The following is a 22,453-nucleotide window of genomic DNA, read 5'->3' on the forward strand; positions in this document are numbered from 1 at the left end:
AACGCGGGGCTCCCCGGCTGGTCGAGGCGCCTCGGGCCACGCCGCGCCGCCGCAGGTCGTGTAATAGAGCCGCGTGGTTCCCCCTCGCGAAGAGACAGAGGCCGCCGCGGAGGCGCCCGCCGGGCCGACCAGCTCTACCAGCGAGCATGCGCCGGTCGCGTCGGAGCCGCGCCCCTCCTCGGCCTCGGAGCCGCCGCTCTCCGAGCGCCGTGAGCGGCTCGTTGCCCTCGGAGCGCACCTCGAACCGACCGTCTACTTTCTCTGGGCGGGTGCCTGTGTGCTCTACGCCGCCGTGGCGTTCTATGGCGCGATGCACCGGCAGACGGGGGGCGTGTGGTCGGCGCCACTCGACGATGTGTTCATCCACTTCGACTACGCGCGCGCTGCGGCGCGTGGCTACCCCTTCCAGTGGACGGAGGGCAACGGGTTCTCGAGCGGCAACACGAGCCTCGCCTACCCGTTCGTGCTCGCGATCGGCTACCTGCTCGGCTTTCGTGGCCTCCTGCTGATGGAGTGGGCTGCGCTCCTGGCCTGCCTGTCCATCCTGGGTTTCTTGCTGGTGGGTGGCAGGATCCTGGAGCGCGTGGGGCCGTGGGCGAAGTACCTGCTCCCTCCGGTCGCGCTGGCGGTGGGGGCGCTGGACTGGTCGCTGTTCAGCGGGATGGAGAACGCTTTCCACCTTGCGGCGTGGGCGCTCGCGGCCAGCACCGCCTTCAACCTGGTCGATGCTGCCGAGGGGGGAGCGCCGCCGCAGCGCATCGCGCGCCTGGGGTGGATGGCGGGAGCGGCCGGTGCGCTGCTGTTCGCGACGCGGCCCGAGTCGGTGGTGTGCGTGGCGTCGTTCGGGACCTGTGCGGCCATCGCCGTCCTCCGCAGCAAGACGGTGCTGCGCGCGCCGGGTCGCGCCGCCGTCGCGACGCTGCTCCGGGTGGGCATCCCAGGGGGGCTCGTGCTCGTCGCCCAGTCGATCGCGAACCGGGTGTTCACGGGCGAGTGGTCGGCGAACGGGGCCATCGCCAAGCTGGCGCTCAACAATCCCTACATGACGGCCGATGAGAAGTGGGACACGTACGTGTCGCTGCTCCAGTACGTGGTCGTCCGCAACACCGAGCATCACTTCTCGGACGTGCGCCCCTGGGGGTGGATCGTCCTCGTGCTGGCGCTCGTCCCGTTCGCTTCCAGAGCGACGCGCCGGTATGCGGTGCTCCTCTGGGTGCAGATCGTCGGCTGGCTCTTGCTCGTCTCCCTGAACGGGCAGGTCCGCTGGCAGAACGAGCGCTACACCATGCCGGCCGTCGCCTGGCTCCTCGTGCTCGTCGCGACGGGGCTCGCGCTGATCGTCAGCCGCACCTGGGGGCGCCGCGAGCCGGTGTCCTGGCGCGCGACCAGCAAGGCCGCCCGCGTGGCCTGGGGCGTCCGGGTTGCCTTCGGGGTGACCCTCGCCGGGATGCTGTGGCTCCACCAGCTCCCGCGCATGCGGGATCAGATCTGGTTCTTCGCCCGGGCCAGCCGCAACATCCGCGACCAGCACCTCGTCGCAGGCTCGATCCTGAAGGAGATGAACGTCCGCCGCATCCTCGTCGGCGACGCCGGGGGGCTCATCTACGCGGCGGATCGGCCCGGGCTCGATCTGATCGGACTGGGGGGCTACCACGACCTGCCGTTCGCGCGCGCCGGGATCCATGGGCTCGGCGCGTCGCTGGAGCTGCTGGAGCGCATCGCACCCGGGGACCGCCCCGATGTCATGGCGATCTACCCGACCTGGTGGGGCAACCTCCCCGCAATCTTCGGCAAGCGGCTGATCGGCGTCCCCGTGATCGGCAATGTCATCTGCGGCGGGGCCGAGAAGGTCATCTACCGCGCGGACTGGAGCCCTCTCGAGCAGCGCGCCGTCCCGTTCTCCTTGAGGAAAGGCGAGCGGATCGTGGACGAACTCGACGTCGCCGATCTGATGAGCGAGCGCGCGCACGGCTACCAGCACCCACGTCCTCAGGGGGGCTTCGTGGCGTTCAATGTGTTGCCGGAGCCTCTCCCGGGTGGGAGCGACCGGTTCGACGCAGGCCGCGTCATCCATGGCGGTCGCAGCGAGTCGGCGAAGATGCGGGCGCCAGCCGGGGCAGGGCGGCTCGTGGCCCGCACGGTCACGCCGAAGCCGGTGACCGTCGAGGTGCGTGAGGGCGCTCGGGTGCTGGGTGTGCTCACCTTCGCCGGCAAGCAGGGGTGGTCCGAGGCGAGTCTGGACCTCCCGACCGGACTTCCGGAGACGCTGGCCCTCACGCTCACGCCCGTCGACGGGGAGTGGGTCGACCACCACGTCTGGATCCTGGAGGGGGGGGTCGATGAGGCCTCACCGCGAGAAGGGATCGACTCGAAAGGCGCGAAGGGCGCCAACGAAGAGCCGCGGCGCGAGCGCGTCGAGGCGCAGCCCGGACGCTGACCGTGCACTTCGGCCTGCCGCGGGACGTCGCCCCGTGGATCTGCCTCGGTCTGGCTGCCCTCCTGGTGAGCATCCTCGCGCTGACCGCGCGCATGCGGCGGCGCAGGGCCCCAGCGATCTCCGTCGCCGGGCCGAGCGCACCTCGCCCCCTCTCACGACGCGCCTCTCGGCTCTTTCTCGGCGCTGCAGCGTTCTCGGCCGCCGCGTTGTCGGTCGCGTACGAGCCGACGTACCTCCGCGGTGGTCCCCGCATCATCGATGCCACCAGCTACTGGCTGGAGGCGCGCGCCATGGCGCGTGGGCACCTGTCCTGGCCGGTGGAGGAGCCTGTCGCATCCACGCTCGGCCGCTTCCTGGTGCGTGGCGACAGGCTGCCTCCCACCACGCATCCGGTGACATCCGGAGCGCAAATGGGAAGCGAGGACGCCACCCCTGCGCCCGCCGCGCCGACGGTGCCCACGCGGGTGGCCGTGATCTTCCCTCCCGGTTACCCAGCGGTCCTGGCCCTCGGCTTCGTCCTGGGCCTCCCGGGACTCGTCGGGCCTCTCCTCGCCGCCGCGCTGGTCATCGTCACGTGGGATCTCGCGGCGCGCCTTTTCCCCGACAGGAAGGGCGGCGTCCCGCTGGTCCCCGCGCTCGCCGCGCTCTTCTCGGTCACCTGCGCCGCGCTTCGCTACCACACGGCCGACACCATGTCGCACGGGCTTGCCGCCCTGTGCTTCGCTGGCGCGCTCACCTGCTCGTTGCGCGCTCTGGCGTCCCCTGGCTCTCCTCTCCCGGCAGCGCTGCTCTCTGGATTCTTTGCTGGCTGGCTCGCTGCGACGCGACCACCGAGTGCGCTCGCCCTCGCCGTCACCTTGCTTTGCCTGATGGTCTCCCGGTTTCGTGCGGCGCCCGGGGAGGGACACCGTAACTCGTCGCGGCTGGTGCTCGTGACACTGCTCGGCGCCTTGCCCGGCTTGCTTCTCCTCTGCGCCCACCAGCGCGCGGCCACGGGGAGCTGGGCGTCCTCGCAGTCCCTTTACTACGCCGTGTCCGACGGCCCACCGGGCTGCTTTCGCTATGGCTTTGGCGTTGGTATCGGCTGCCTCGGCGAGCATGGCGACTTCGTCCGCCACAACCTCGCGCGCGGTTACGACGCCCTCGCCGTGGCGGGCACGACGCTGCGTCGGCTGAAGATGCACCTCGTGGATCCGCTCAACGCCGAGCCGCTCGCCGCGCTCGTGGTGGCCGGCGCCTTCGTCGTGTGGCGCACGCCGGGCGCGCGCTTCTTGCTCCTGGCGCTCTTGGCGCAGCTCGCCGCGTATGCGCCGTTCTACTTCGACGGCAACTACCCGGCAGGAGGTGCTCGCTTCTACGCGGACGTCCTTCCGCTGGAGCACGTGCTCGCCGCGGCGGCCCTCGCGGCCTGGGTGGACCGTGCTCCGCGTTCCACACCTCGACTCTCGCGCTTCTTCGGGCTCTCACGTCCTCTCGCGCCGCTCGCGCTCGGCGTGGCGCTCCCGCTCTCCGGGTTTGCGTTTCGCGGTGGCTTCGACCATGCGCAGCTCCGTGATCGGGATGGCGGACTTCCCATGTTCGATCCTGCCGTCCTCTCCGGGAACGGCATCACCCGGGGGCTCGTCTTCGTCGACACGGATCACGGCTTCAACCTCGGCCACGATCCCGCCCGAGAGGCGCCGCTGCAGGTCCTCCGCTTCCGGGGGGACGCGCTCGACGCCATGGCCTGGGAGGCGCACGGGCGCCCGCCTGCCTACCGGTATCACTTCCGCGGTTTGCCTTCCCCGACGCACGCGCCACGCACCGCGCCTCCCTGGCTGCCGCTCTCCCATGACCCGGCCGCGGAGGCTGCGCAGAGTGCTTCGGAGTTGCTCTCTGTTGCCTGGATCGAGCCCCTCTCGTTCGAACCGATCGGAGATGGCGAGAAGCCCGCCATCATCGAAGGCGAGTCGCTCTGGCCACCGCGTGATCAGCGGCTCGCCTGGGCGCTTCCGGAGCATGCGGCGGGCACCTGCGCCTCGGCAGGCCGCTGGCTCGTCGTCCGCTCCGTCAGCGAGGTGGGCCCTCCCGAGGACGTCGCCGCGCACGATGACTCCGAGCGTGATGTCCTGGCGCCGAGCGCCACCGACGCCGCGGCCCGTCTCGTTCGCGTCGCTCTCCCCACCCCCTGGCTGCGAGGTGCTTTCGTCGCGCCCAGGATCGCCATCGAGGGCGCGGATCCTGCTGTCGTTCGCCTCCTCGTCGACGGCGTGGTGCATCACGAGTGGCGCTGGCGAGCCCCCGAGAGTGCTTCATCCGACGAGGGGTCTCGCATCCACTGCGCCTGGCTCGACGCTCAGCCCGTGGCAGAAGACGCCGCGGAGGTCGAGCTGGCCCTCGTTCCACCGGGCGGGGCTCCCGCCGTCTTCGCCCTCGATGCGGTCCGGATCGCCGGCGCGAAACCGGTTGACCGAGACGGCCGTAACAGGTGAGCATTGCAGGAGTTTCCGGTGCCGGACGGTCGTTGGATCGAGACCCGACGTCTCCGTGGGTGCCAGCGAAGGGTGGGGTGACGCACCATGACGAAGAGCGAGCTCATCGACGCGATCGCGGGACGCGGCGAACTCACCAAGGCCCGCGCCGAGATGCTGGTCAATTGCGTCTTCGACGCGATGACCGAGGCGCTGCAGCGCAACGAGGGCATCGAGATCCGGGGCTTCGGCAGCTTCACGGTGCGTCCGTACAAGCCCTACAGCGGTCGTAACCCGCGCACGGGTCAGCCCGTTCCCGTCCCGGCCAAGCGGCTGCCGTTCTTCAAGGTCGGCAAGGAACTGAAGGAGCTCGTCAACAACAGCCGCCAGTTCGCCATCACCGGCGGGGACGACGGGGACGACGACGGGGACGACGACATCATCGAGGACGACGACGACGAGTAGCGTCCCCGCCAAGGGCGGCCTGTGCTACGCACCGCGGCGCGATGATCCCCGCAGAACGCCAGATGGACATCCTGTGCCGCGGGGTGGTCGACCTCCACGTGCGCGCCGAGCTCGAAGAGCGCCTGCGTGAAGGCCGTCCCCTCCGGGTGAAGGCCGGCTTCGATCCCACCCGCCCCGATCTGCACCTCGGCCACACCGTGCTGATGCAGAAGATGCGGCAGTTCCAGGAGCTGGGGCACCACATCATCTTCATCGTCGGTGACCTCACGGCGATGGTCGGTGACCCGACGGGCAAGAGCGAGTCGCGCCCTCGGCTCACCCGGGAAGAGGTCATGGCCGCCGCGGAGACCTACAAGGCGCAGGCCTTCAAGGTCCTCGACCAGTCGAAGACCGAGGTCCGCTACAACTCCGAGTGGCTCGACGAGCTGGGCACCGTCGGCATGGTCGAGCTGGGCGCCAAGTACACCGTCGCCCGCATGCTGGAGCGCGACGACTTCTCGAAGCGCTACCAGGCGCAGCGCCCGATCCACGTGCACGAGTTCCTCTATCCCTTGCTCCAGGGCTACGACTCGGTCGCCATCGATTCGGACATCGAGCTCGGCGGCACCGACCAGCTCTTCAACCTCCTCGTGGGCCGCGACCTGATGCTTCGCCATGGCAAGCGGCCGCAGATGGTGATGACCACCCCCATCCTCGAGGGGACGGACGCCCGCCTGGTCGAAGGCAAGATCACGGGCATCAAGATGTCGAAGAGCGCGGGGAACTATGTCGGCATCAGCGAGCCGCCCTTCGAGATGCTCCAGAAGCTCATGCTCATCGATGACCTGGTCATCTGGCGGTTCATGGAGCTGCTCTCCTCGCGTTCGAACGAGGACATCGTGGCGCTGCGTGAGGCAGTGCAGCGTGGCGAGCAGAGCGTCATCGCCGTGAAGGAGGCGTTCGCCGAGGAGATCGTCACCCGCTTCCACGACGCCGAGGCTGCCCGCGCCGCGCTCGAACGGCGCCGCAGCGTGGCCGCCGGCGGGCTGCCCGAGAACATCGACGAGATCCACGTGGAGAGCCCGCAGGACACGATCCTCATCGGAAAAGCTCTCTCCCTCGCCAAGCTTGCGCCCTCCACCTCGGAGGCGATGCGCCTGGTGAAGGGCGGGGCGGTGCACGTGGATGGTCAGGTCATCAAGGACGAGCGTCACGTCCTGGCCAAGGGGAAGCGCTACCTGATCCGCGTCGGTTCCAAGAACCGTCGCTTCGCGAACCTCATCATTGACTGACCCCGTCGCCACGAGCCGCCGTCGCTGGCTCGGTGGCGCCCTCACCGCGGCCCTCGGCCTCCTCGTTCCAGCGTGCGGTGGCGTTCCACCCGCGCCGCCCCCCCGCCTCGCTGCTCCTCCCCTCCCGCCGCTCGCCACGGCCGATCTGACCCGCCTCTTGCCCTCCGCGGGCTTGCGCTGGCTCGTCCTCGTCAAGCCCCGCGAGATCGCCGCCATCCCCTGGCTCATCCCCTGGCTCGGCCTCATCGCTCCCGAGCCGAACCTCGACCGATTTGCCGCGAGCACGGGCCTGGATCTCCGTCAGGTTCCCGACGCGGCCGTGGCCAGTTACGACGACGCCTCGCTCTACCTCGCGCGCCACACGGGCGACCTTCGGACGGTCGAGCGCCTCTTCCGCGAGCGCCTCACCCGCGATGTGCGCAGGACGGTCGAGCGCCCCGACCTGATCCGGCTCTCCGGCGATCTCGGCACCGCTCCTCGCGTTCTCGCCTTGCTCGGACGCGATGTCGTCGCTTTCCAGGACGGCGGCAGCGCGACCCGCGGCCTGGCCCGCGTCGCCACCCTCTACGCCCTCGGCAAGCTCCGGCGCTCACCCACCGCGTTCGACCAGGAACCCCTCCATTCCCTCGCGGCGCGCCTCGGTGAGGCCCCGCTGCGCGCCTTCGCCAGAGGGCCGTTCGACGACGCGCTGGGGCGCGGCGCGCGCGGCCTGCTCGCGGCGGCGACCGCCGTCGGCGCGACGGCACGCCCTGGCGACCGCGAGACGATCCTCCTCGACATCACCCTCACCGGTGATTTCTCGGCGAGCACCTCGGACGCGACGGACACCTTGCTCGCGGCCTGGGAGGAGCTTTCCCGCTCGAGCTTCGGTCATCTTCTCGGGCTCGACGCGGGGAAAGCGCCTGCGTCCGCCACGCCGAGCGCCGCTGGGGATGCGCTCACCTTGAGCGTCGCGCTGGACCCGGCACCCCTCGCCCGCGGGCTCAGGGCGCTGACCAGCGCGGAGATCGAAGAGATCATGCGTTGATGCCAGGATCGTGGATCGGCGGAGGCAAGCTCTCCCTGCCTGGCGGAGTGTCCCCCCAGATCCGCTCCTTCGCGCGGCTCGTCACCACATAGAACGCCGGCACCACGAAGAGGCTGAGCAGCGTCGACACGGTGAGCCCGCCGAGCACCACCGCCGCCATCGGGCTGCGCGTCTCCGTGCCCGACCCGATGCCCAGGATCGGGGGAACCGCTGCCATCATCGTCGCGATGGTGGTCATCAAGATCGGCCGCAGCCTGAGCGGCCCCGCCTTGAGCATCGCCGGCAAGGACCGCAGCCCCTCGTGCTCCCGTACCTGGTTGGCGTACTCCACCAGCAGGATCGAGTTCTTCTTCACGATCCCCATCAGGAGCAGCACGCCGATCATGCTGAAGATGTTCAGCGTCTTGTCGCCGATCAGCAGCCCGATCGCAGCGCCGGAGAGCGCGAGCGGCAGGATCGTCAACACCGTGACCGGATCCAGGAACGAGTTGAACTGGCTCGCGAGCACCATGTACGCGACCAGGATCCCGATGATCAGCGCGAACACGAGCCCGCTCGTGGTCTCGGCGAGCTGGGACGCCTGCCCGCTCGGCACGGCCCGGTAACCGAGAGGCAGCTCCCGCGACAGCTCCTCCACCTTTGCCATCGCCTGGGCCTGCGAGTACCCGGGCGCCACGTTCGCCGAGATGCTGATCGCTCGCTCCCGATCGACGCGGCTGATTGCCTGCAGCACGCTGACTTCCTGCTGCGTCGTCACCAGCGACAGCGGGATCGTCTCCCCGTTCTGCGCGCGCACCCGGATCGCTCCCAGGTCTTCTGGCCGCGACCGCTGCGCGGCCAGGAGGCGCATGCGGATGTCGATGCGCCGCCCCTCGGTCGCGAACTTCCCGACCACGTTCCCGCCCACCAGCGCGCTCACCGTGTTCGCGATGTCGTTCACGGTGACCCCCACATCGTTCGCGCGGCGGCGGTCGGGCACCACCTGCACCTCGGGGTTGCCCACCTGGTAGTCCGTCCGGATGTCGGTCACCATCCCGCTCTTCTCCAGGTCGTCCTGGATCTTCAGCGCCGCCTCGACGAGCTTGTCCCAATCCCCGCCGCGCACGGTGAACGACACGGGCGAGCCTTGCTGGATGCCGAAGCCCTGCTGCGAAGGATCCTGCACCGATGCGCGGATCCCCGCGATCGACGACAGCTCCTTGCGCAGGTCGGCCATCAGCTCCTGCGCCGTCATCTTGCGCTGATCCGGCGGCACGAGCGTCAGATCGATCGATCCCGACGACGACGACAGTGTGCTCAGTACCCGCTCGACCTCCGGGCGCTTGGCGAGCATCTCCTCGGCCCGGTTGATGAGCGGCGTTGCCGCGGCCACGCTGGTCCCCGTCTCGGTCCGGATGCGCACCGTGAGCCGGCTCTGGTCCTGCGAGGGCACGAACTCCGTGCCGATCCTCGGTACCACGAGCACCGTGCCCACCATCAGGAGCATCGCCGCGAGAAGCACCTTCCACGGGTGGTGGACGGCCCCTCCGAGCATCCAGGCATAGCCCCGCTCCAGCGCCTCGAAGCCCTTGTCCACCACCCGGCCGAGCCAGCTCCGTCCCTCGCGCGACGTCGAGAGAATCTGTGCGCACCGGGCCGGGGCCAGGGTGATGGCCTCGAAGTACGAGATCATCACCGCCACCGAGAGCGTCACGCCGAACTGGAAGAAGAACCGCCCGATGACGCCTTCCATGAAGACTACGGGCAAGAAGATCGCGACGACGGCCAAGGTCGCGGCCAGCGCGGCGAAGGTGATCTCCTTCGTCCCCTCGGCGGCTGCCCGCCGACGTGACTTCCCCATCTCGGCGTGCCGGTAGATGTTCTCCATCACCATCACCGCGTCGTCCACGACGAGCCCCACGGCGAGCGACAGACCGAGCAGCGTGAAGGTGTTGAGCGTGAAGCCCAGGAAGTAGATGACTGCCACCGTGCCGAGCAGCGACATCGGGATCGCCAGCACCACGTTCAGCGTGCTCGACAGCGACCCCAGGAAGAGCCAGCACACCAGCGCCGTCAGGAGCAGCGCCAGCCCGATCTCCAGCTCGATGTGGTGGACCGACTCCTCGATGAACGTGGTCGTGTCGAAGAGCACCTCGACCTTCATGTCCTCGGGGAGGCTCTTCTGGATCTCGGCGACCTTCTCCCGCACCCCGGTGGCCACGGAGACGGCGTTCGTGCCGCGCTGCTTCAGCACCCCGAGGGCCTGGAGCGGTACCCCGTCCAGCCGCGCGACGGTGGTCACGTCCTCGAACCCGTCTTCCACGAGGGAGACGTCTTCCAGGTACACCGGCGTGTTGTTCACCCGGCGCACCACGAGCTTCCGCAGCGACTCCAGGTCGAGCGCTTCGCCCAGCAAGCGCACGCTGAGCTGCCGTCCACCGGCCTCGAGCTGCCCGCCAGGCACCTCGAGGTGCTCGCGCTGCACCGCGCCGATGACGTCGCTGGCCACCACCTTCTTCTCGGCCAGCCGGCTCGCATCGAGCCAGATGCGCACGTTCCGGTTCAGGTGGCCGTTCAGCGTGATCTGACCGACCCCGGGCACCGTCTGCAGCTTCTCCTGCACCTGGTAGCGGGCCACGTCGGAGAGCATCTGTGGCGAGTACGGACCTGACACCCCGATGGTCAGGATGGGCGTGTCGTCGGGGTTCGACTTCGACACCGTGGGTGTCGTCACGTCCCTCGGGAGCTGCCGCTGCGCCTGGGCGACGCGCGCTTGCACGTCCTGCAGCGCCAGGTCCACGTTGCGGGAGATGTCGAACGAGGCGGTGATCCTCGCCGAGCCCTGGCGCGCCGACGAGGTGAGCTGCTGGATGCCCTCCACCTGAGAGAGCGACTGCTCCAGCGGCTCGATGATCTCGCGCTCCACGGCGGACGGCGAGGCGCCCGACCACGATACGCTGACGCTGATGTTCGGGTAGTCGACGTCCGGGTACTGGCTGATCCCGATCCGGGTCACCGCCACGATCCCGAAGAGGATCGCGCAGGCCATCAGCATCCAGGCGAAGACCGGGTTTTTGATCGAGACGTCGGTCAGGTTCATGGCTGCGCCCCGGTCCCCGCAGGCGCCGCGGTCCCCGCGTTCGCCCCGGGTCCCCCGCCACCCTTGCGCTTGTTTCGCCCCGCGGCTGGCGCGCCCGTCGCTGCGGGAGCAGCGGAGCCTTCCGCGGCCGGGGGTTGCTCACCGCTCCCTGGCTCGCCTGCGCCCGGTTTGTTCCCCTCGCCGACCCCTCCTCCATCGGGGGTGCGCGTGCCGAGCTGTGCGGCGATGACCCCCGCCAGCTCCTCCGGCGTGATCTGCTTCGACTTCACCCGGGCGCCCTCGCTCAGCGCCTCGGCCCCGCGCACCACCAGCATCGAGCCCGCCTGGAGCCCCGATCGCACCTCGACCCAGCCGTCCTTCGTGCTCATGCCGAGCGTGACCACCTTCTCGTGGGCCACGTCGTCCTCCACCACGTACACCACGTAGCCGTGGTCGGTCGCGCGCACCGCCAGCCGCGGGATCACCGGCGCGTCGCGCTGCGCTTGCAGGTCCAGCGCCACGTCGCAGAAGGACCCGGGCCGCAGCCAGTACTTGTTCGAGTCGGCGATCACCTCGCCGGTCACGGCGACCATGTGCGTCATCGGATCCGCGGCGCCCGACACCAGCGTGATCTTCGCGCTGAACGTGCGGACCGTCTCCCGCATGGTGAACGTCGCGATCATCCCCGGCTTGATCCGTGGCGCCTCCAGCGGCTCCACCTGGAACCGAAGGAGCAGCGGCTCGCTCCGGATCAAGGTCGCAAGGATCGTCCCTGCCTGCACATACTGCCCGGTCTCCACCGTGCGCGTCTGGATCACGCCGCCGAGAGGCGCCCGCACCTGCGAGTCGCGCAGGTTGAGCTGCGCCGTCTTCAGCGCCTGGGAGGCCACCTCCTGGTCGGCCTTCGCGGTGAAGCTCCGCGTCCGGTACGTCTCGATCTCCTCGCCCGGGATGAGGCCCGGGTTCTTGCTGCTCGCCCCCTCGCGCCGCGCCAGCATCGCCTCGGCGTCGCGTACCGCCGCGTCGGCCTTGTCGACCGCCGCCTTCGCGCTGTTCACCGCGAGCCGGAAGCGCTCGGAGTCGATCAGCACCAGCGCGTCCCCCTTCTTCACCTCCTGCCCTTCGGAGAACGCCACCTTGTCCACGGCGCCAGCCACCCGCGCGGTGACCTGCACGCGCTCGAAGGCCTCGATGGTCCCGGGCGCGTTCACCACGTAGGCGACTTTCTTCGCCTCCACGGGCATCACGTCGGCCGCGAACGCCGTCACCTGCCGCCCCCGGCCGCCGCCACGCCCCCCGGCTGGCTTGGCCTCTTCCTTCCCAGCCTCCGCGCCCCCCTTGCAGCCAGCGCTCGCCAGCACGGAAGCGCTCGCCAGCACCGAAAGGTAAAGCGCCATCGCGATCGATCTCACGGGTTGTTCTCCTGGGATGCAGTCGTTCCCGATGCGGGCTCGTCCAGCGGATCGAGGCCCAGGGCGAAGCGAAGCTCGAGGTACGCCTGCTCCATCGCGAGCCGCGCCGTCTCCAGGTTCACCTCGGCCTCGTACCGGCTGGCGTTCGCGTCGACCAGCTCGATCGCGCGCGCGAGCCCCTGTTGATAGAGGATCTCCGTCTCCGAGCTGTTCGCCCGTGCCGCCTCCACGGCCTGCTCGGCAATCAGGTACGCCTCCCGCGCGGCCCGCAGCGCCGTTCGTGCCAGCTCCAGATCGACTGCCACCGAGCGCCGGAGCTGTCGCTCCACCAGCTCCTGCGACTGCGCCTGCGCGAGCCGCGTCCGCCGGTCGGCGTAGCGCACGCCCGCGTCGTAGATCGTCCAGTTCAGCGTGACCTGCGCCGTGAGGTCGTACACGCGCCCGAACTGACCAGGGACCGGGTTCACCCGGAGCTGGCCGGCGGCGCCGAGCGTCGGCGCCAGGCGGTAAAGCGGCTCCTCGGCGGACGACTGCAGCGCCGCCGTGCGCTCCTCCGCGGCGCGCAGGTCCGGGCGACGCTGCTGGGCTCTGCGGACGACATCCTCGGACCGCCTCGCCCCGCCGGTCCGCGCCGCGCGCGTGGTGCGCTCCGGCGTCACCAGCGGTCCGTTCACCGGCTTGCCCACCAGGAAGCCCAGGTTCAGGTACGCCTGCTGCATCGAGCCGCGCGTCCGCACCACCTCGCGTGACGCCGAGGCCACCTCGATCAGCGAGCGCGTCGCGTCGTTGGAGCTCGCGAGCTGCGCCTCCGTTCGCGCCACCGTGTTCGCCTGGTTCGCGCGGGCGCGCTCCAGGCGCCGCTGCGCCACGTCGAAGAGCCGCTCGGAGGTGAGCACCACGAGGAACGACCGGGCCGTGTCGAAGGCGACGAGACGCCGATCCTGGACGGCCCCCCATTTCTCCGCCTCGCGGGTGTGGCGCGCCTGCGCGTACAGCGGGAAGGCCGTGGGCGACAGGAGCGGCTGGCTCACGGTGACCGCCGCACCCGTGGTGAGCAGGCTGCCTGCGGCATTCTCTCTGGCCGAGAGCGTCGCCGTGCCGCTGGTGGTCAGCGACGGCAAGAACGCCGCCCGTGCCCTTTCCACCTGCCCTTCGGCGGCCTCGACGCGGAGGGGCGCTTGCAGCGCGCGCTCGTTGTTCGTGAGCGCCATCTTGATGGCGTCTTCCAGGGTCAGAGCGCCATCCGCGCGTGCCTCCCCCGCAAGGGGAAGAGGGATGACGCAAGACAGCAGGGTGACGAGAAACCAGCGGAGCGCCGGGGTGCGCCTCATCCCGTTACCTCTACTGCGAGCGTGGACCGGCGGAGCCGCCTCCGAAGCGCGGATGAGCCACTTCGTCACGGGTCATGACACCTGTCAGGATTCGAGACATCATCCGGGGCGTTCATGAGGTTGCCGCGCGTACCCCTGACCTGGCTGCTCGGTGCGGTCGCCATCCTCGCATCCCTGATGTTCGTCGTCTCCGTGGCATCCCTGACCCGGGTGATCTCCATGTCGAGCGAGCAGCGCATGGAGCGCAGCCGGGAGCTGATCCACCGTGAATTCGCCCGCTGGTTGACCGAGCCCGACGCCGAGGACCCACGCGCCCGCTCCATGGTCGTCGGGCTCCGCGGCGGCCTGGCGAGCCCGCCTTCTGTATCGGACGGCCCCTGGTCGCTTCGCGCGGGCCTCTCCGTCGAGGTCGACGATGCCCTGAATGCGCTCGCCAGCTCGGCGAACGGGGACGGCATCTCCTTCACCACCATCGAAGCCAGCGAGGGCACGATCCTGCTGGGCACGAGACGTCACGACGATGGACGGCTCCTCTGGGCGGCCTACTCCATCGGGCGGCCCCGCTTCCTCGATACCTGGCGCAACACCGTCGTCGTCCTCACCCTCGCGACCGTACTGCTCGGCGCCATCGCCCTCGTCGCCGTCGTTGGCACCACCCGCGGCGCCCGCGCCCTCAAGCGCTCCCTCGCCGCGCTGGAACAAGACCTCTCCGCCGACGTCGCGCGCCCGGCCATCGCCGAACTCGCCGGTGTCGCCGACGGCGTCTCCAGCCTCGCCCGCAGCCTGGCCGAAGCCCAGCACGAAAGCGAGGCCCTCTCCGTCGAGCTGCGCCGCACCGAGCGCGTCGCCGCCCTGGGTCGCGTCGTCGCTGGCCTCGCGCACGAGGTCCGCAACCCCCTCGCTTCCATGAAGCTCCGGGTCGACGTGGCGCGCGGCGCCGAGGACGTCCCTCCTGAGATCGTCAGCGAACTCGAGGCCGTCGACGAGGAGATCGCCCGTCTCGATCGCCTGGTGACCGACTTCCTCCTCGTCAGCGGTCGCCGCCTCGGCCGGCGCATCGACAGCGATCTCGGCGAACTCACCCGCCGCCGCGCGCTCCTGCTCGCCCCGTGGGCCCGGGAGCGCGGCGTCTCCCTCGCCGTCGAAGGCAACGCCCACGCTCACGTCGATCCTGACGCCTGCGCCCGCGCCGTCGACAACCTCCTCAAGAACGCCGTCGAGGCCTCTCCCACCGGCGCCCAGGTGCGCGTCCGTGTTTCGCCCTGCGACGACGGTGCCGCCGTGGAGGTCGAAGACCGCGGCCCGGGTGTCCCCGAAGCGCGCGTGGCCGAGCTGTTCGAGCCCTTCTTCACCACCAAGCCCGAGGGCACCGGCCTCGGCCTCGCCGTCTCGCGCGCCATCGCCGTCGCCAGCGGCGGCCAGCTCTCCTACCACCGCGAGGAGGGCGTCACCCGCTTCGCCCTCCACCTGCCCCCGACGGGAGCCCGAGCGTGAGCACCATCCTCATCGTCGACGACGAGAAGGGCATCCGAGACGGCCTGGCGACCGCGGTCGCCCGCGTCGGCCACCGCGCCGTCACCGCCCAGAGCCTCGCCGAAGCGCGTGCCAAGCTCGCCGAGGGTGGCACCTTCGACTGCGCCCTCGTCGACATCCGCCTCCGCGACGGCAGCGGCCTCGACCTTTTGCGCGAGCTCCAGGCGGGCCGCCACCGCGACATCCCGGTGATCATGGCCACCGCGTACGACGACAGCGAGCGCACCATCGAGGCCATGCGCGACGGCGCCTTCGACTACCTCACCAAGCCCTTCGACCTGCCTCGCCTCATCGCCACCGTCGAGCGCGCCATCAAGCAGCGGCGCACCTCCGAAGCCGCCGTCGAGCTGGCCGTGGAGAGCCCACCCCTCGTCGGCCGCAGCGCCGCCATGCACGCCGTCTGGAAGCGCATCGGCCGCGCCGCCAGCTCGGACGCCCCGGTGCTGGTGAAGGGCGAGGCGGGGGCGGGCAAGAAGCTCGTCGCGCGGGCCGTCCACGACTACTCCCACCGCGCCGGCGCCAAGCTCCACACCGTCCGCGTCGACGCCTCCACCGACCTCGCCGAGCTGCGCGCTGCCCTCGCCAGTGCCCCGGAAGGGGGGACCCTCCTCCTCGATGGCGCCGGCGATCTCTCCCCCGCCGTGCAGAGCCACCTCGGCGCCTGGGTCGCCGCAGCGCCCCCCGTACGCGTCATCGCCCTCGCCCGCCTCGTCCACGGCGTCGCCGAACTCTCTCTGCTCCCCGAACTCTACTACCAGCTCGCGGTCATCGAGATCGCCGTCCCCCCCCTGCGGGAGCGCCGCAGCGACATCCCCCTGCTCGTCTCGCGGGCCCTCTCGGGCACCCGCGCCCGCGCCATCTCCGAAGAGGCCATGGCCGCCCTGGTGCGCCACGACTGGCCAGGCAACGTGCGTGAGCTCTTCCTCTGCATCCGCCGCGCCGCCGAGATGTGCCGAGGTGAGGTCATCGATGCCGACGACCTCCCCCCCGAGCTGGCCATGCCAGCCACGGCCTCGGAGCCAGCGGACCACTACATGGGCCTCCCCCTCCGTGAAGCCCTCGCTCGCCTGGAGCGCGATCTGCTCTCTGCTGCCCTGCGCCGTGCCGACGGCAACCGCACCGTGGCGGCGCGCCTCCTCGGCATCCCGCGCCCCCAGCTCTACACCAAGCTCGAAGAGCACGGCCTCTCCGAGCGAAAACCAGGCCCCGTCGGAGGAAAAGCCGCCTCCTGAAGCGAACGGGAGGGCCGACCGGACACCGCGACGGAAACCCCCCGAAGCCGCCCCGAAACGGGACGAACGGGAGCGGTGCAGCGACGACTGCACACCGTAGCAACACCGCCCTCACTGGATCGCTCCGCGAACGATCCGCCGCACCACGGCGTGACGCGCAGGGAGATGAACGCCGAGACGCCGTCGGCCCGCGCGCCGTTCGAACCCTCCTCCTGCGAAGCCGAGCGCCACCGGTCTTTCACCCTGCGGACCGCTGTTGACTGGCATGAGAGGGATGGTAGTGGCCAGGGGCCATGAAGATCTTCGTGAGCCATGCGCCCGCCGATCTCGCCCTCGCGAAGGCGCTGGTGGAGTGCCTCGCCGGCTGCCTCGAACTCCAGGAGGGGGACCTTCGTTGCAGCTCCGTACCTGGCCACAAGCTGCCAGCGAGCGTCGACGTCGCGCAGACCTTGAAGGCCGAGTTCCCTGCGCCCGGCGCAGTCGTCGGCCTCATTTCACCGAGCGCCCTCTCGGCCGGCGGCGTCCTGTTCGAGGTGGGGACGGCCTGGGGGGCCGGCAAGCGCCTCTTCCCGCTCCTCACCCAGGGCGTCGACCTCGGCACGATCCCCAGCCCCCTCGTGAGCGAAGACGCCGTCCGACCCTTCGATGCCGCGGAGATGCACCGGCTCATGGACGCGCTCTCGGCGGTGACGGGCGTGCGCCAGCGCCGGGAAGAGGTGCTGCAGGCGGCGATCGACGAGTTCGTCAAGGGCCAGCCGAGCTACAGCGCCGCTCAGGCAGCCCTCGATCTCGGCCGCGCGGCCAAGAAGGGCTCGGAGCCGTACTTCGACGGCTTCTCGTACTCCGAGCTGATACAGGCCCTCGAAGGCCTGGAGATCATGGTGCCCGCCGACGTCGCGAAGAGCGAGAACCCCGTCCGGAGCAACGCGCTCCAGCTCTTCGTCCACAACGCCGACCTGTTCACCCAGGGCCTCGTGAGCGCCTGGGATCCGGAGAAAGGCGGCGGCTTCCTCTACCACCAGGTCGCCCTGAAGCTGCTCCCCTACCGGCTCGTCCAGTTCGACAAGCTGCACCCGCCGCGCAGCTACAAGCAGATCAGTCTCAGCCCCATGGGCGACAAATTCATCGCCTACTGGAACACGCAAGAGGCGCGGAAGAAGTCCGGCTGAGCGCGTGCTTGCCGTGGGCGCCCGCGGTGTGAGCTACCGCGGCGACTTCGCTCAGACGCCCCAGCGATTGGTGGAAGACTGCCGGTTCGTGCTGGACTCCGGCGCCGGGGGAGGTGCCGCCGGATGCTCCGAAGGTGAGGACCGACTGGGCTCCCCGGCTGGATACACCGACTCTGGGGGCCGACCTGGCTTCTGGGTCGGCCGTGGCGCTCCAGGTTGCCCGGACTGCGCTGGTGGCTGCGCCGACGCCGCGGGTTGACCGGATGGCGCCGGGGGACGAGTCGACTCCGCGGATGGACCTGACGGTGCGGTGGAACGTCCCGACTCCGGCCCCGGTCGCGCCGTGGCAGGCTGATCCGGCGCTGCGCCGGCGAGCGCCGACGCGGGCGCGTCCGGGGACCAGACGAGATCGCCCTCTTGCGCTCCTGGCAGGGGAGCGGCGGGCATTCGTTGTGACCCGATGGGAACGCCGTTCTCGCCCTTGTCGTGCTGAGACGGCGCTGACGTGCTCGGGGGGGGCTTCAGCATCTCGATCGCCGCCGTGCTGGGAGGTGGTCCCCCGAGCGCCACTGGTCCCTCCGCTCCGGGGATCCCACCACTGCCCAGCTTTCTGCCGGCGTCTTCGGGCTCTGACCCGAACAAGCTCTTCCGGTTGACGGTCACTCCGCCTGCGACCAGCGCGATCATGGCCCCCGTCATGACCGCCAGCAGCGTGGACAGCGTGCGCCGCTGCGGCGTGGAGGACGTCGTGCCCCCGCCTGCACCCGTGGCGGCGCCTCGAACCGAGCCCACCGTGACCACATCACCCGTGGACGAGGGGCTCGAGCTGGGCACGGGAGGAACCCAGGACCCCATCGCGCGCGGGCTCCTCGACGTCGCCGGGATCGGCGGGACCGGCTCTGACTCGGGTTCGGGCCACAGGGTGACCAGGTGCTCTGGCCCGAGCTCTCCGATGAGCGACTCCATCGCCGCACGGGTCCGCGGCTCCAGCTGCCCCTGCGAAGCGGCGATCACCTGGAGCGCCGCGAGCATCGCCTCCACCGACTGGAAGCGCTGCTCCCGTGCGCGCGCCAGCCCCTTCTCGAAGAAGCTGTCCATGGCCCTCGGCAGCTGTGGCGCGGTGCTCGACGCCCTCGGCACTGGCAGCGACAGCACCTTCCCGAGCACCTGACCTATCTGCTCGCCGGAGAAAGGGAGCCTCCCCGTCAGCATCCGGAACAGGATGACCGTCAGCGACCAGAGATCGCTGCGATGGTCGATGTCCCGCTCCCCTCGGGCTTGCTCCGGGCTCATGTAATGCGGTGAGCCGAGCACGTCCCCGACGCAGGTCCTCTCGCCATCGAGCGACTGCTTCAGCCCCTGGATGACCTGCCCGCTCACCTTGACGATGCCGAAGTCGAGGACCTTCGCGATCTCCTCTTGCTCGTCGACGCGGGACAGGAAGATGTTTCCCGGCTTCAGATCCCGGTGAACCAGCCCGCGCGCGTGCGCCCGCCGGATGGCCTTGCCGACCTGCGTGATGATCTGCACCGACGGGCCGAGCGCCATGATTCCGACGCGCTGGAGGCGCGCGCCGAGATCCTCCCCTTCCAGAAGCTCCATGACGATGTAAGGAACGGCGCCATCGATTCCGTAATCGTGGACCTGCGCGACGTAGGGACTCTTGAGATTCGCGGCAATGCAAGCTTCTCGTTCGAATCGTCGAACGAAGGACGAAGACGCTGCCAGCGCCGGGTTCATGAATTTGACGGCGACCGTGGAGAAGAGATGGATGTGGCGCGCCACCCAGAGAGACCCCATCCCGCCCTGGGAAAGTGGTCGTTCGAGACGGTATCTGGCGCCGACGATGGCGCCCGGTGCGATCTTCATGTGCCCAGCCCCCGCCGACACCCTGAAGCGCCATCGCGCTCGACGCCAGAGGAAATGACCACATCGCGGCGCATGTCGAACCATGTGGTTCGATCTCCAGAATTGCTATTCAGGGGCTGATGCAGCCATTGATGATTCTATGGCGAGGACGTGGTGATTGCGGTGCTTGTTCGGCATTCCCAGCTCCAGGGCGCCGGGTGCGTTCTGCACGTCGCTTTTCCCAGGCGTCACCGGTGCCAGCGGGTGTGCCAGGTGAGGAGCGCTCACCGTCCCGACGGCCGATGGGCGTCGTCAGGCGGCCGACCTGCCTCGCCGCGGCCAGGCGCCGAGCGTGCGGGGGAGCGCGCCATGGGCATCGCCCCTACGGTATTTCGCCGAACGTGATGCGGGGGTTCATTGCACCGCGCTGCGCGACTCCGGCGTCGTCTTCGGGAACTCGTCGACGACCTTCTTGAGCCAGTCGGGGGGCGCAGCCGGCGGGATGGGCGGCTGCTGAGACGTCTTCCCGGCCTTCGTCTGCGGGTGGGGCTTGCCGTGCAGCACCGACGATGCCGAAGGCGGTGGAGTCAGCGTGCCGCCGTCAGACGGAGGAGGAGCCAGATGCACCGAGTCGCTGGGGGGAGCGACATGGCTGGGGGGCTCGACCACGAACACGAGCAATTCCGCGTCCCCCAGCTCGCCGGCGTCCCGCTGCTCGCCGGCGTCCCGCTGCTCGCCCGCATCTCGCTGCGTCGACCACCAGCCCACCGAGGCCGTCAGGGCGCCGTGCACCCGGTCGAGAACCCTCTCCTGGTGCACCGCGACGCCTCCGACGATGGCGAAGAGCAACATCCATGTGAACGTCGCCACCACCACCGCCCGCATGCGCCTCCGGGGCGCCTGGGTCGCTGCCGTCTTGTCAGCGCTGGTGAGCAACGTCGGCTGGCCCGAGGCCCGAGGTGGCGCCTCGGAGGACGTGACGCGAGGTGGCGCCTCGGAGGGCGTGACGACCGGGACCGCGCCGCTGGGAGCTGGGACCGTGGACTGGACGCTCTCGCGACTCCACGCGTGTGGAGGACGCCGGAACGGGTAGCTCGCCACCCCTGGGATCGCGCTTGCGGCAACCGCGCGCAGCGCGTCCATCATCTCGCCGACCGACTGGAAACGGTGCTCTCGCGCTCGCGATAACCCCTTCTCGAAGAACGCGTCGAGCTCCACGGGCAACTCCGGGACGAGCAGCGTCGCCCGGGGCACGGGATCGCCCAGGACCTTCCCGATGATCTCCGGCAGCTGCTCCCCGGGGAACGGGAGCTCCCCCGTGAGCATCCGGAACAGGATGATCGACAGCGACCAGAGATCGCTCCGGTGGTCGATCTCCTTGCCCGCGAGGATCTGCTCCGGGCTCATGTAATGGGGCGACCCCAGGAGCGCCCCGGCGCACGTGATTTCACCCTCGAATCGCGGCTCGATGCCCGCGAGCTGCTGATCGCGCACCTTGGCGATCCCGAAATCGAGCACCTTGACGATCTCGTCCTCGTCGGTGCGCGCCAGGAAGATGTTCCCGGGCTTCAGATCCCGGTGGACGAGCCCCGCCTCGTGGGCGCGCCGGATTGCCTTGCCGATCTGGACGAGGAGCTGCACCGCCTGGTGCAGCGGCAGGCGCCGGACGGTCTGGAGACGATTGCCGAGATCCTCGCCCTCGAGCAGCTCCATGACCAGATAGGGCATGCCTCTGTCGAATCCGTAATCGTGGACCTGCGCCACGTGCGGGCTCTTCAGGTTCGCCGCAATGCACGCTTCGAGCTCGAAGCGACGATTGAACGACGCCGACACCGCGAAGGACGGGGCCATGAACTTGACCGCGACCCTGGACGACAGGTGCACATGACGCGCCACCCAGACCGTGCCCATGCCCCCACTGGAAAGAGGACGCTCCAACCGATACTTGCCGCCGACGACGACGCCCGGTGCAACCTGCATGCTGCCAGCCCCCAGCGACACCCTGGATTGCTGCCTGGCGAGTCGCCAGCAAAAACCACGCGAACTCCGGGCCACGGAAGGCCCGCGACACCACGGGCAAGTCCCGGGCGGAGCCCGCCTTCCTCCCGCGCATCCTCATCGCCGGCTTGCGTCGCGTGTGACGGCGAGAGTATGCCGTCGCGCCGTCTCGGGCGCCGCGGCTCACCTCGAGGACGACGCGCCGAGCAGCACCATCCAAGCACCCCCATGCACTTGCCACCTCGACTCCCTCGCCTCTCGCCCCTCACGGCCCGCGGAGGCGCCCCGTGAGCCCCTCGCGGCGCGACGTCGACCTCTTCGCCTTCCAGATCATGCTCGTGCTCTGCGTGCTCTGGGGCATGCAGCAGGTCGCGGTCAAGGTCGCGGCCCCGGACCTCCCGCCCATCGTGCAAGCGACGGCGCGCTCCGCCATCTCCGCCGTGCTGGTGGGCCTCCTGATGTGCTGGCGCGGCGGCTGGGAAGGCGTCCGTCAAGGCACCGTCCCCGCCGGCGTGCTCGCGGGCGCCTTGTTCGCCCTCGAGTTCCTCCTGATGGCGATCGCCCTGGGCTACACCTCCGCCTCGCACGTCGGCGTCTTCACGTACACCGCGCCCATCTTCGCCGCCCTCGGCCTGCACGTCCTGCTGCCAGGAGAGCGCCTGCGAAGACTTCAATGGGTAGGCATTGCCGTTAGCTTCGTCGGCATTGCGATCGCATTCGGCGGCGGCATGACCCTCTCCGACGTGAACCCCCGCACCCTCCTCGGCGACGGCCTCGCCGTGCTCGCCGGCCTCGCCTGGGGCATGACCACCGTCGTCGTCCGCGCCTCGAAGCTGTCCGAGGCCCCGCCCACCCTCACGCTCTTCTACCAGCTCTTCGTCTCGTTCCTCCTGCTGCTCGGCGCGACCTTCGCCATGGGCGAGCACACGCACCTCGCGTGGACGCCGCGAGCGACCCTCATCCTCCTGTTCCAGGCCGTGGTCATCTCCTTCGCCAGCTACCTCGCCTGGTTCTGGATGCTGCGCCGCTACGTCGCCGCGGGCCTGTCCGTGTTCTCGTTCATGACCCCCCTGTTCGGCGTCACCTTCGGCGTGCTCTTGCTCGACGACCCGCTGAGCTGGAACTTCGTCACCGGCGCGCTGCTCGTGCTTCTCGGCATCGTCCTCGTGAGCAGCGAGCCGTACGTGCGCCGGCTCCTCCGGTGAGCGGGACGTGATGTGCT

The 22,453-nt window shown here is 70.0% G+C and carries 14 protein-coding genes; 9 read left to right on the forward strand and 5 right to left on the reverse strand.

Annotation, left to right across the window (positions count from 1 at the left end; all coding sequences use genetic code 11):
* Window positions 1–73: 73 nt before the first annotated feature.
* From CMC5_RS07165 to CMC5_RS07185, 5 genes are all read left to right on the forward strand, one after another.
* Window positions 74–2,437, forward strand: a complete 2,364-nt coding sequence (locus CMC5_RS07165) for a hypothetical protein (protein WP_063796231.1) — start codon at window positions 74–76, stop codon at window positions 2,435–2,437.
* 2 nt (window positions 2,438–2,439) lie between these two features.
* A complete protein-coding gene (locus CMC5_RS07170; protein ID WP_050429707.1) occupies window positions 2,440–4,908 on the forward strand; it encodes a hypothetical protein in 2,469 nt (822 codons plus the stop codon).
* Between the two features lie 87 nt (window positions 4,909–4,995).
* Window positions 4,996–5,352, forward strand: coding sequence for an HU family DNA-binding protein (locus CMC5_RS07175; protein ID WP_050429708.1), 357 nt, complete (start codon window positions 4,996–4,998; stop codon window positions 5,350–5,352).
* 41 nt (window positions 5,353–5,393) lie between these two features.
* Complete coding sequence (gene tyrS, locus CMC5_RS07180) at window positions 5,394–6,623, forward strand: tyrosine--tRNA ligase (protein WP_050429709.1); 1,230 nt, start codon at window positions 5,394–5,396, stop codon at window positions 6,621–6,623.
* A complete protein-coding gene (locus CMC5_RS07185) occupies window positions 6,616–7,650 on the forward strand; it encodes a hypothetical protein (protein WP_050429710.1) in 1,035 nt (344 codons plus the stop codon). The genes tyrS and CMC5_RS07185 overlap by 8 nt, the downstream gene beginning before the upstream one ends.
* On the opposite strand, the gene CMC5_RS07190 is transcribed toward CMC5_RS07185, so the two are convergent.
* The 3 genes from CMC5_RS07190 to CMC5_RS07200 are packed head-to-tail and all read right to left on the reverse strand — an operon-like array spanning window position 7,640 to window position 13,451.
* A complete protein-coding gene (locus tag CMC5_RS07190; protein WP_050429711.1) occupies window positions 7,640–10,729 on the reverse strand; it encodes an efflux RND transporter permease subunit in 3,090 nt (1,029 codons plus the stop codon). The two genes, CMC5_RS07185 and CMC5_RS07190, sit on opposite strands and share 11 nt — an antisense overlap.
* A complete protein-coding gene (locus CMC5_RS07195; protein WP_082362299.1) occupies window positions 10,726–12,120 on the reverse strand; it encodes an efflux RND transporter periplasmic adaptor subunit in 1,395 nt (464 codons plus the stop codon). Before CMC5_RS07195 ends, CMC5_RS07190 begins: the two co-directional genes overlap by 4 nt.
* The gene (locus CMC5_RS07200; protein ID WP_050429712.1) at window positions 12,117–13,451 is read right to left on the reverse strand and encodes a TolC family protein; all 1,335 of its coding nucleotides are present in this window, start codon (window positions 13,449–13,451) and stop codon (window positions 12,117–12,119) included. Before CMC5_RS07200 ends, CMC5_RS07195 begins: the two co-directional genes overlap by 4 nt.
* A gap of 114 nt (window positions 13,452–13,565) precedes the next feature.
* On the opposite strand from CMC5_RS07200, the gene CMC5_RS07205 reads away from it, so the two are divergent.
* The 3 genes from CMC5_RS07205 (at window position 13,566) to CMC5_RS07215 (ending at window position 17,385) form a co-directional block, all read left to right on the forward strand.
* On the forward strand, window positions 13,566–14,945 hold the full coding sequence (locus CMC5_RS07205) for a sensor histidine kinase (protein WP_050429713.1): 1,380 nt from the start codon (window positions 13,566–13,568) through the stop codon (window positions 14,943–14,945).
* On the forward strand, window positions 14,942–16,216 hold the full coding sequence (locus tag CMC5_RS07210; RefSeq protein WP_050429714.1) for a sigma-54-dependent transcriptional regulator: 1,275 nt from the start codon (window positions 14,942–14,944) through the stop codon (window positions 16,214–16,216). Before CMC5_RS07205 ends, CMC5_RS07210 begins: the two co-directional genes overlap by 4 nt.
* Before the next feature lie 293 nt (window positions 16,217–16,509).
* Window positions 16,510–17,385 carry a toll/interleukin-1 receptor domain-containing protein gene (locus CMC5_RS07215; protein WP_050429715.1) on the forward strand — a complete coding sequence of 292 codons (876 nt, stop codon included), beginning with the start codon at window positions 16,510–16,512 and terminating at the stop codon, window positions 17,383–17,385.
* A 51-nt stretch (window positions 17,386–17,436) separates the two neighbouring features.
* Here CMC5_RS07215 and CMC5_RS07220 read toward each other — a convergent pair whose 3' ends face one another.
* Both CMC5_RS07220 and CMC5_RS07225 read right to left on the reverse strand, forming a co-directional pair.
* Window positions 17,437–19,254: a serine/threonine-protein kinase gene (locus CMC5_RS07220; protein ID WP_169796473.1), complete on the reverse strand. Its 1,818-nt coding sequence runs from the start codon at window positions 19,252–19,254 to the stop codon at window positions 17,437–17,439.
* A 393-nt stretch (window positions 19,255–19,647) separates the two neighbouring features.
* Window positions 19,648–21,213, reverse strand: a complete 1,566-nt coding sequence (locus CMC5_RS07225; protein ID WP_082362301.1) for a serine/threonine protein kinase — start codon at window positions 21,211–21,213, stop codon at window positions 19,648–19,650.
* Window positions 21,214–21,563: 350 nt separating this feature from the next.
* On the opposite strand from CMC5_RS07225, the gene CMC5_RS07230 reads away from it, so the two are divergent.
* Entirely contained in the window at window positions 21,564–22,436 is an 873-nt protein-coding gene (locus CMC5_RS07230) for an EamA family transporter (protein WP_082363412.1), read from the forward strand.
* Window positions 22,437–22,453 lie beyond the last annotated feature (17 nt).

The organism is Chondromyces crocatus, from assembly GCF_001189295.1.
Lineage (GTDB): Bacteria > Myxococcota_A > Polyangia > Polyangiales > Polyangiaceae > Chondromyces > Chondromyces crocatus.

What these genes read in the sequence shown, in the direction of transcription:
- CMC5_RS07225 (WP_082362301.1), bottom strand. Translation starts at nt 21,213, where the DNA reads ATGCAGGTTGCACCGGGCGTCGTCGTCGGCGGCAAGTATCGGTTGGAG.
- CMC5_RS07215 (WP_050429715.1), top strand. Translation starts at nt 16,510, where the DNA reads ATGAAGATCTTCGTGAGCCATGCGCCCGCCGATCTCGCCCTCGCGAAG.
- tyrS (WP_050429709.1), top strand. Translation starts at nt 5,394, where the DNA reads ATGATCCCCGCAGAACGCCAGATGGACATCCTGTGCCGCGGGGTGGTC.
- CMC5_RS07230 (WP_082363412.1), top strand. Translation starts at nt 21,564, where the DNA reads ATGCTCGTGCTCTGCGTGCTCTGGGGCATGCAGCAGGTCGCGGTCAAG.
- CMC5_RS07200 (WP_050429712.1), bottom strand. Translation starts at nt 13,451, where the DNA reads ATGAGGCGCACCCCGGCGCTCCGCTGGTTTCTCGTCACCCTGCTGTCT.
- CMC5_RS07205 (WP_050429713.1), top strand. Translation starts at nt 13,566, where the DNA reads ATGAGGTTGCCGCGCGTACCCCTGACCTGGCTGCTCGGTGCGGTCGCC.
- CMC5_RS07175 (WP_050429708.1), top strand. Translation starts at nt 4,996, where the DNA reads ATGACGAAGAGCGAGCTCATCGACGCGATCGCGGGACGCGGCGAACTC.
- CMC5_RS07220 (WP_169796473.1), bottom strand. Translation starts at nt 19,254, where the DNA reads ATGAAGATCGCACCGGGCGCCATCGTCGGCGCCAGATACCGTCTCGAA.
- CMC5_RS07190 (WP_050429711.1), bottom strand. Translation starts at nt 10,729, where the DNA reads ATGAACCTGACCGACGTCTCGATCAAAAACCCGGTCTTCGCCTGGATG.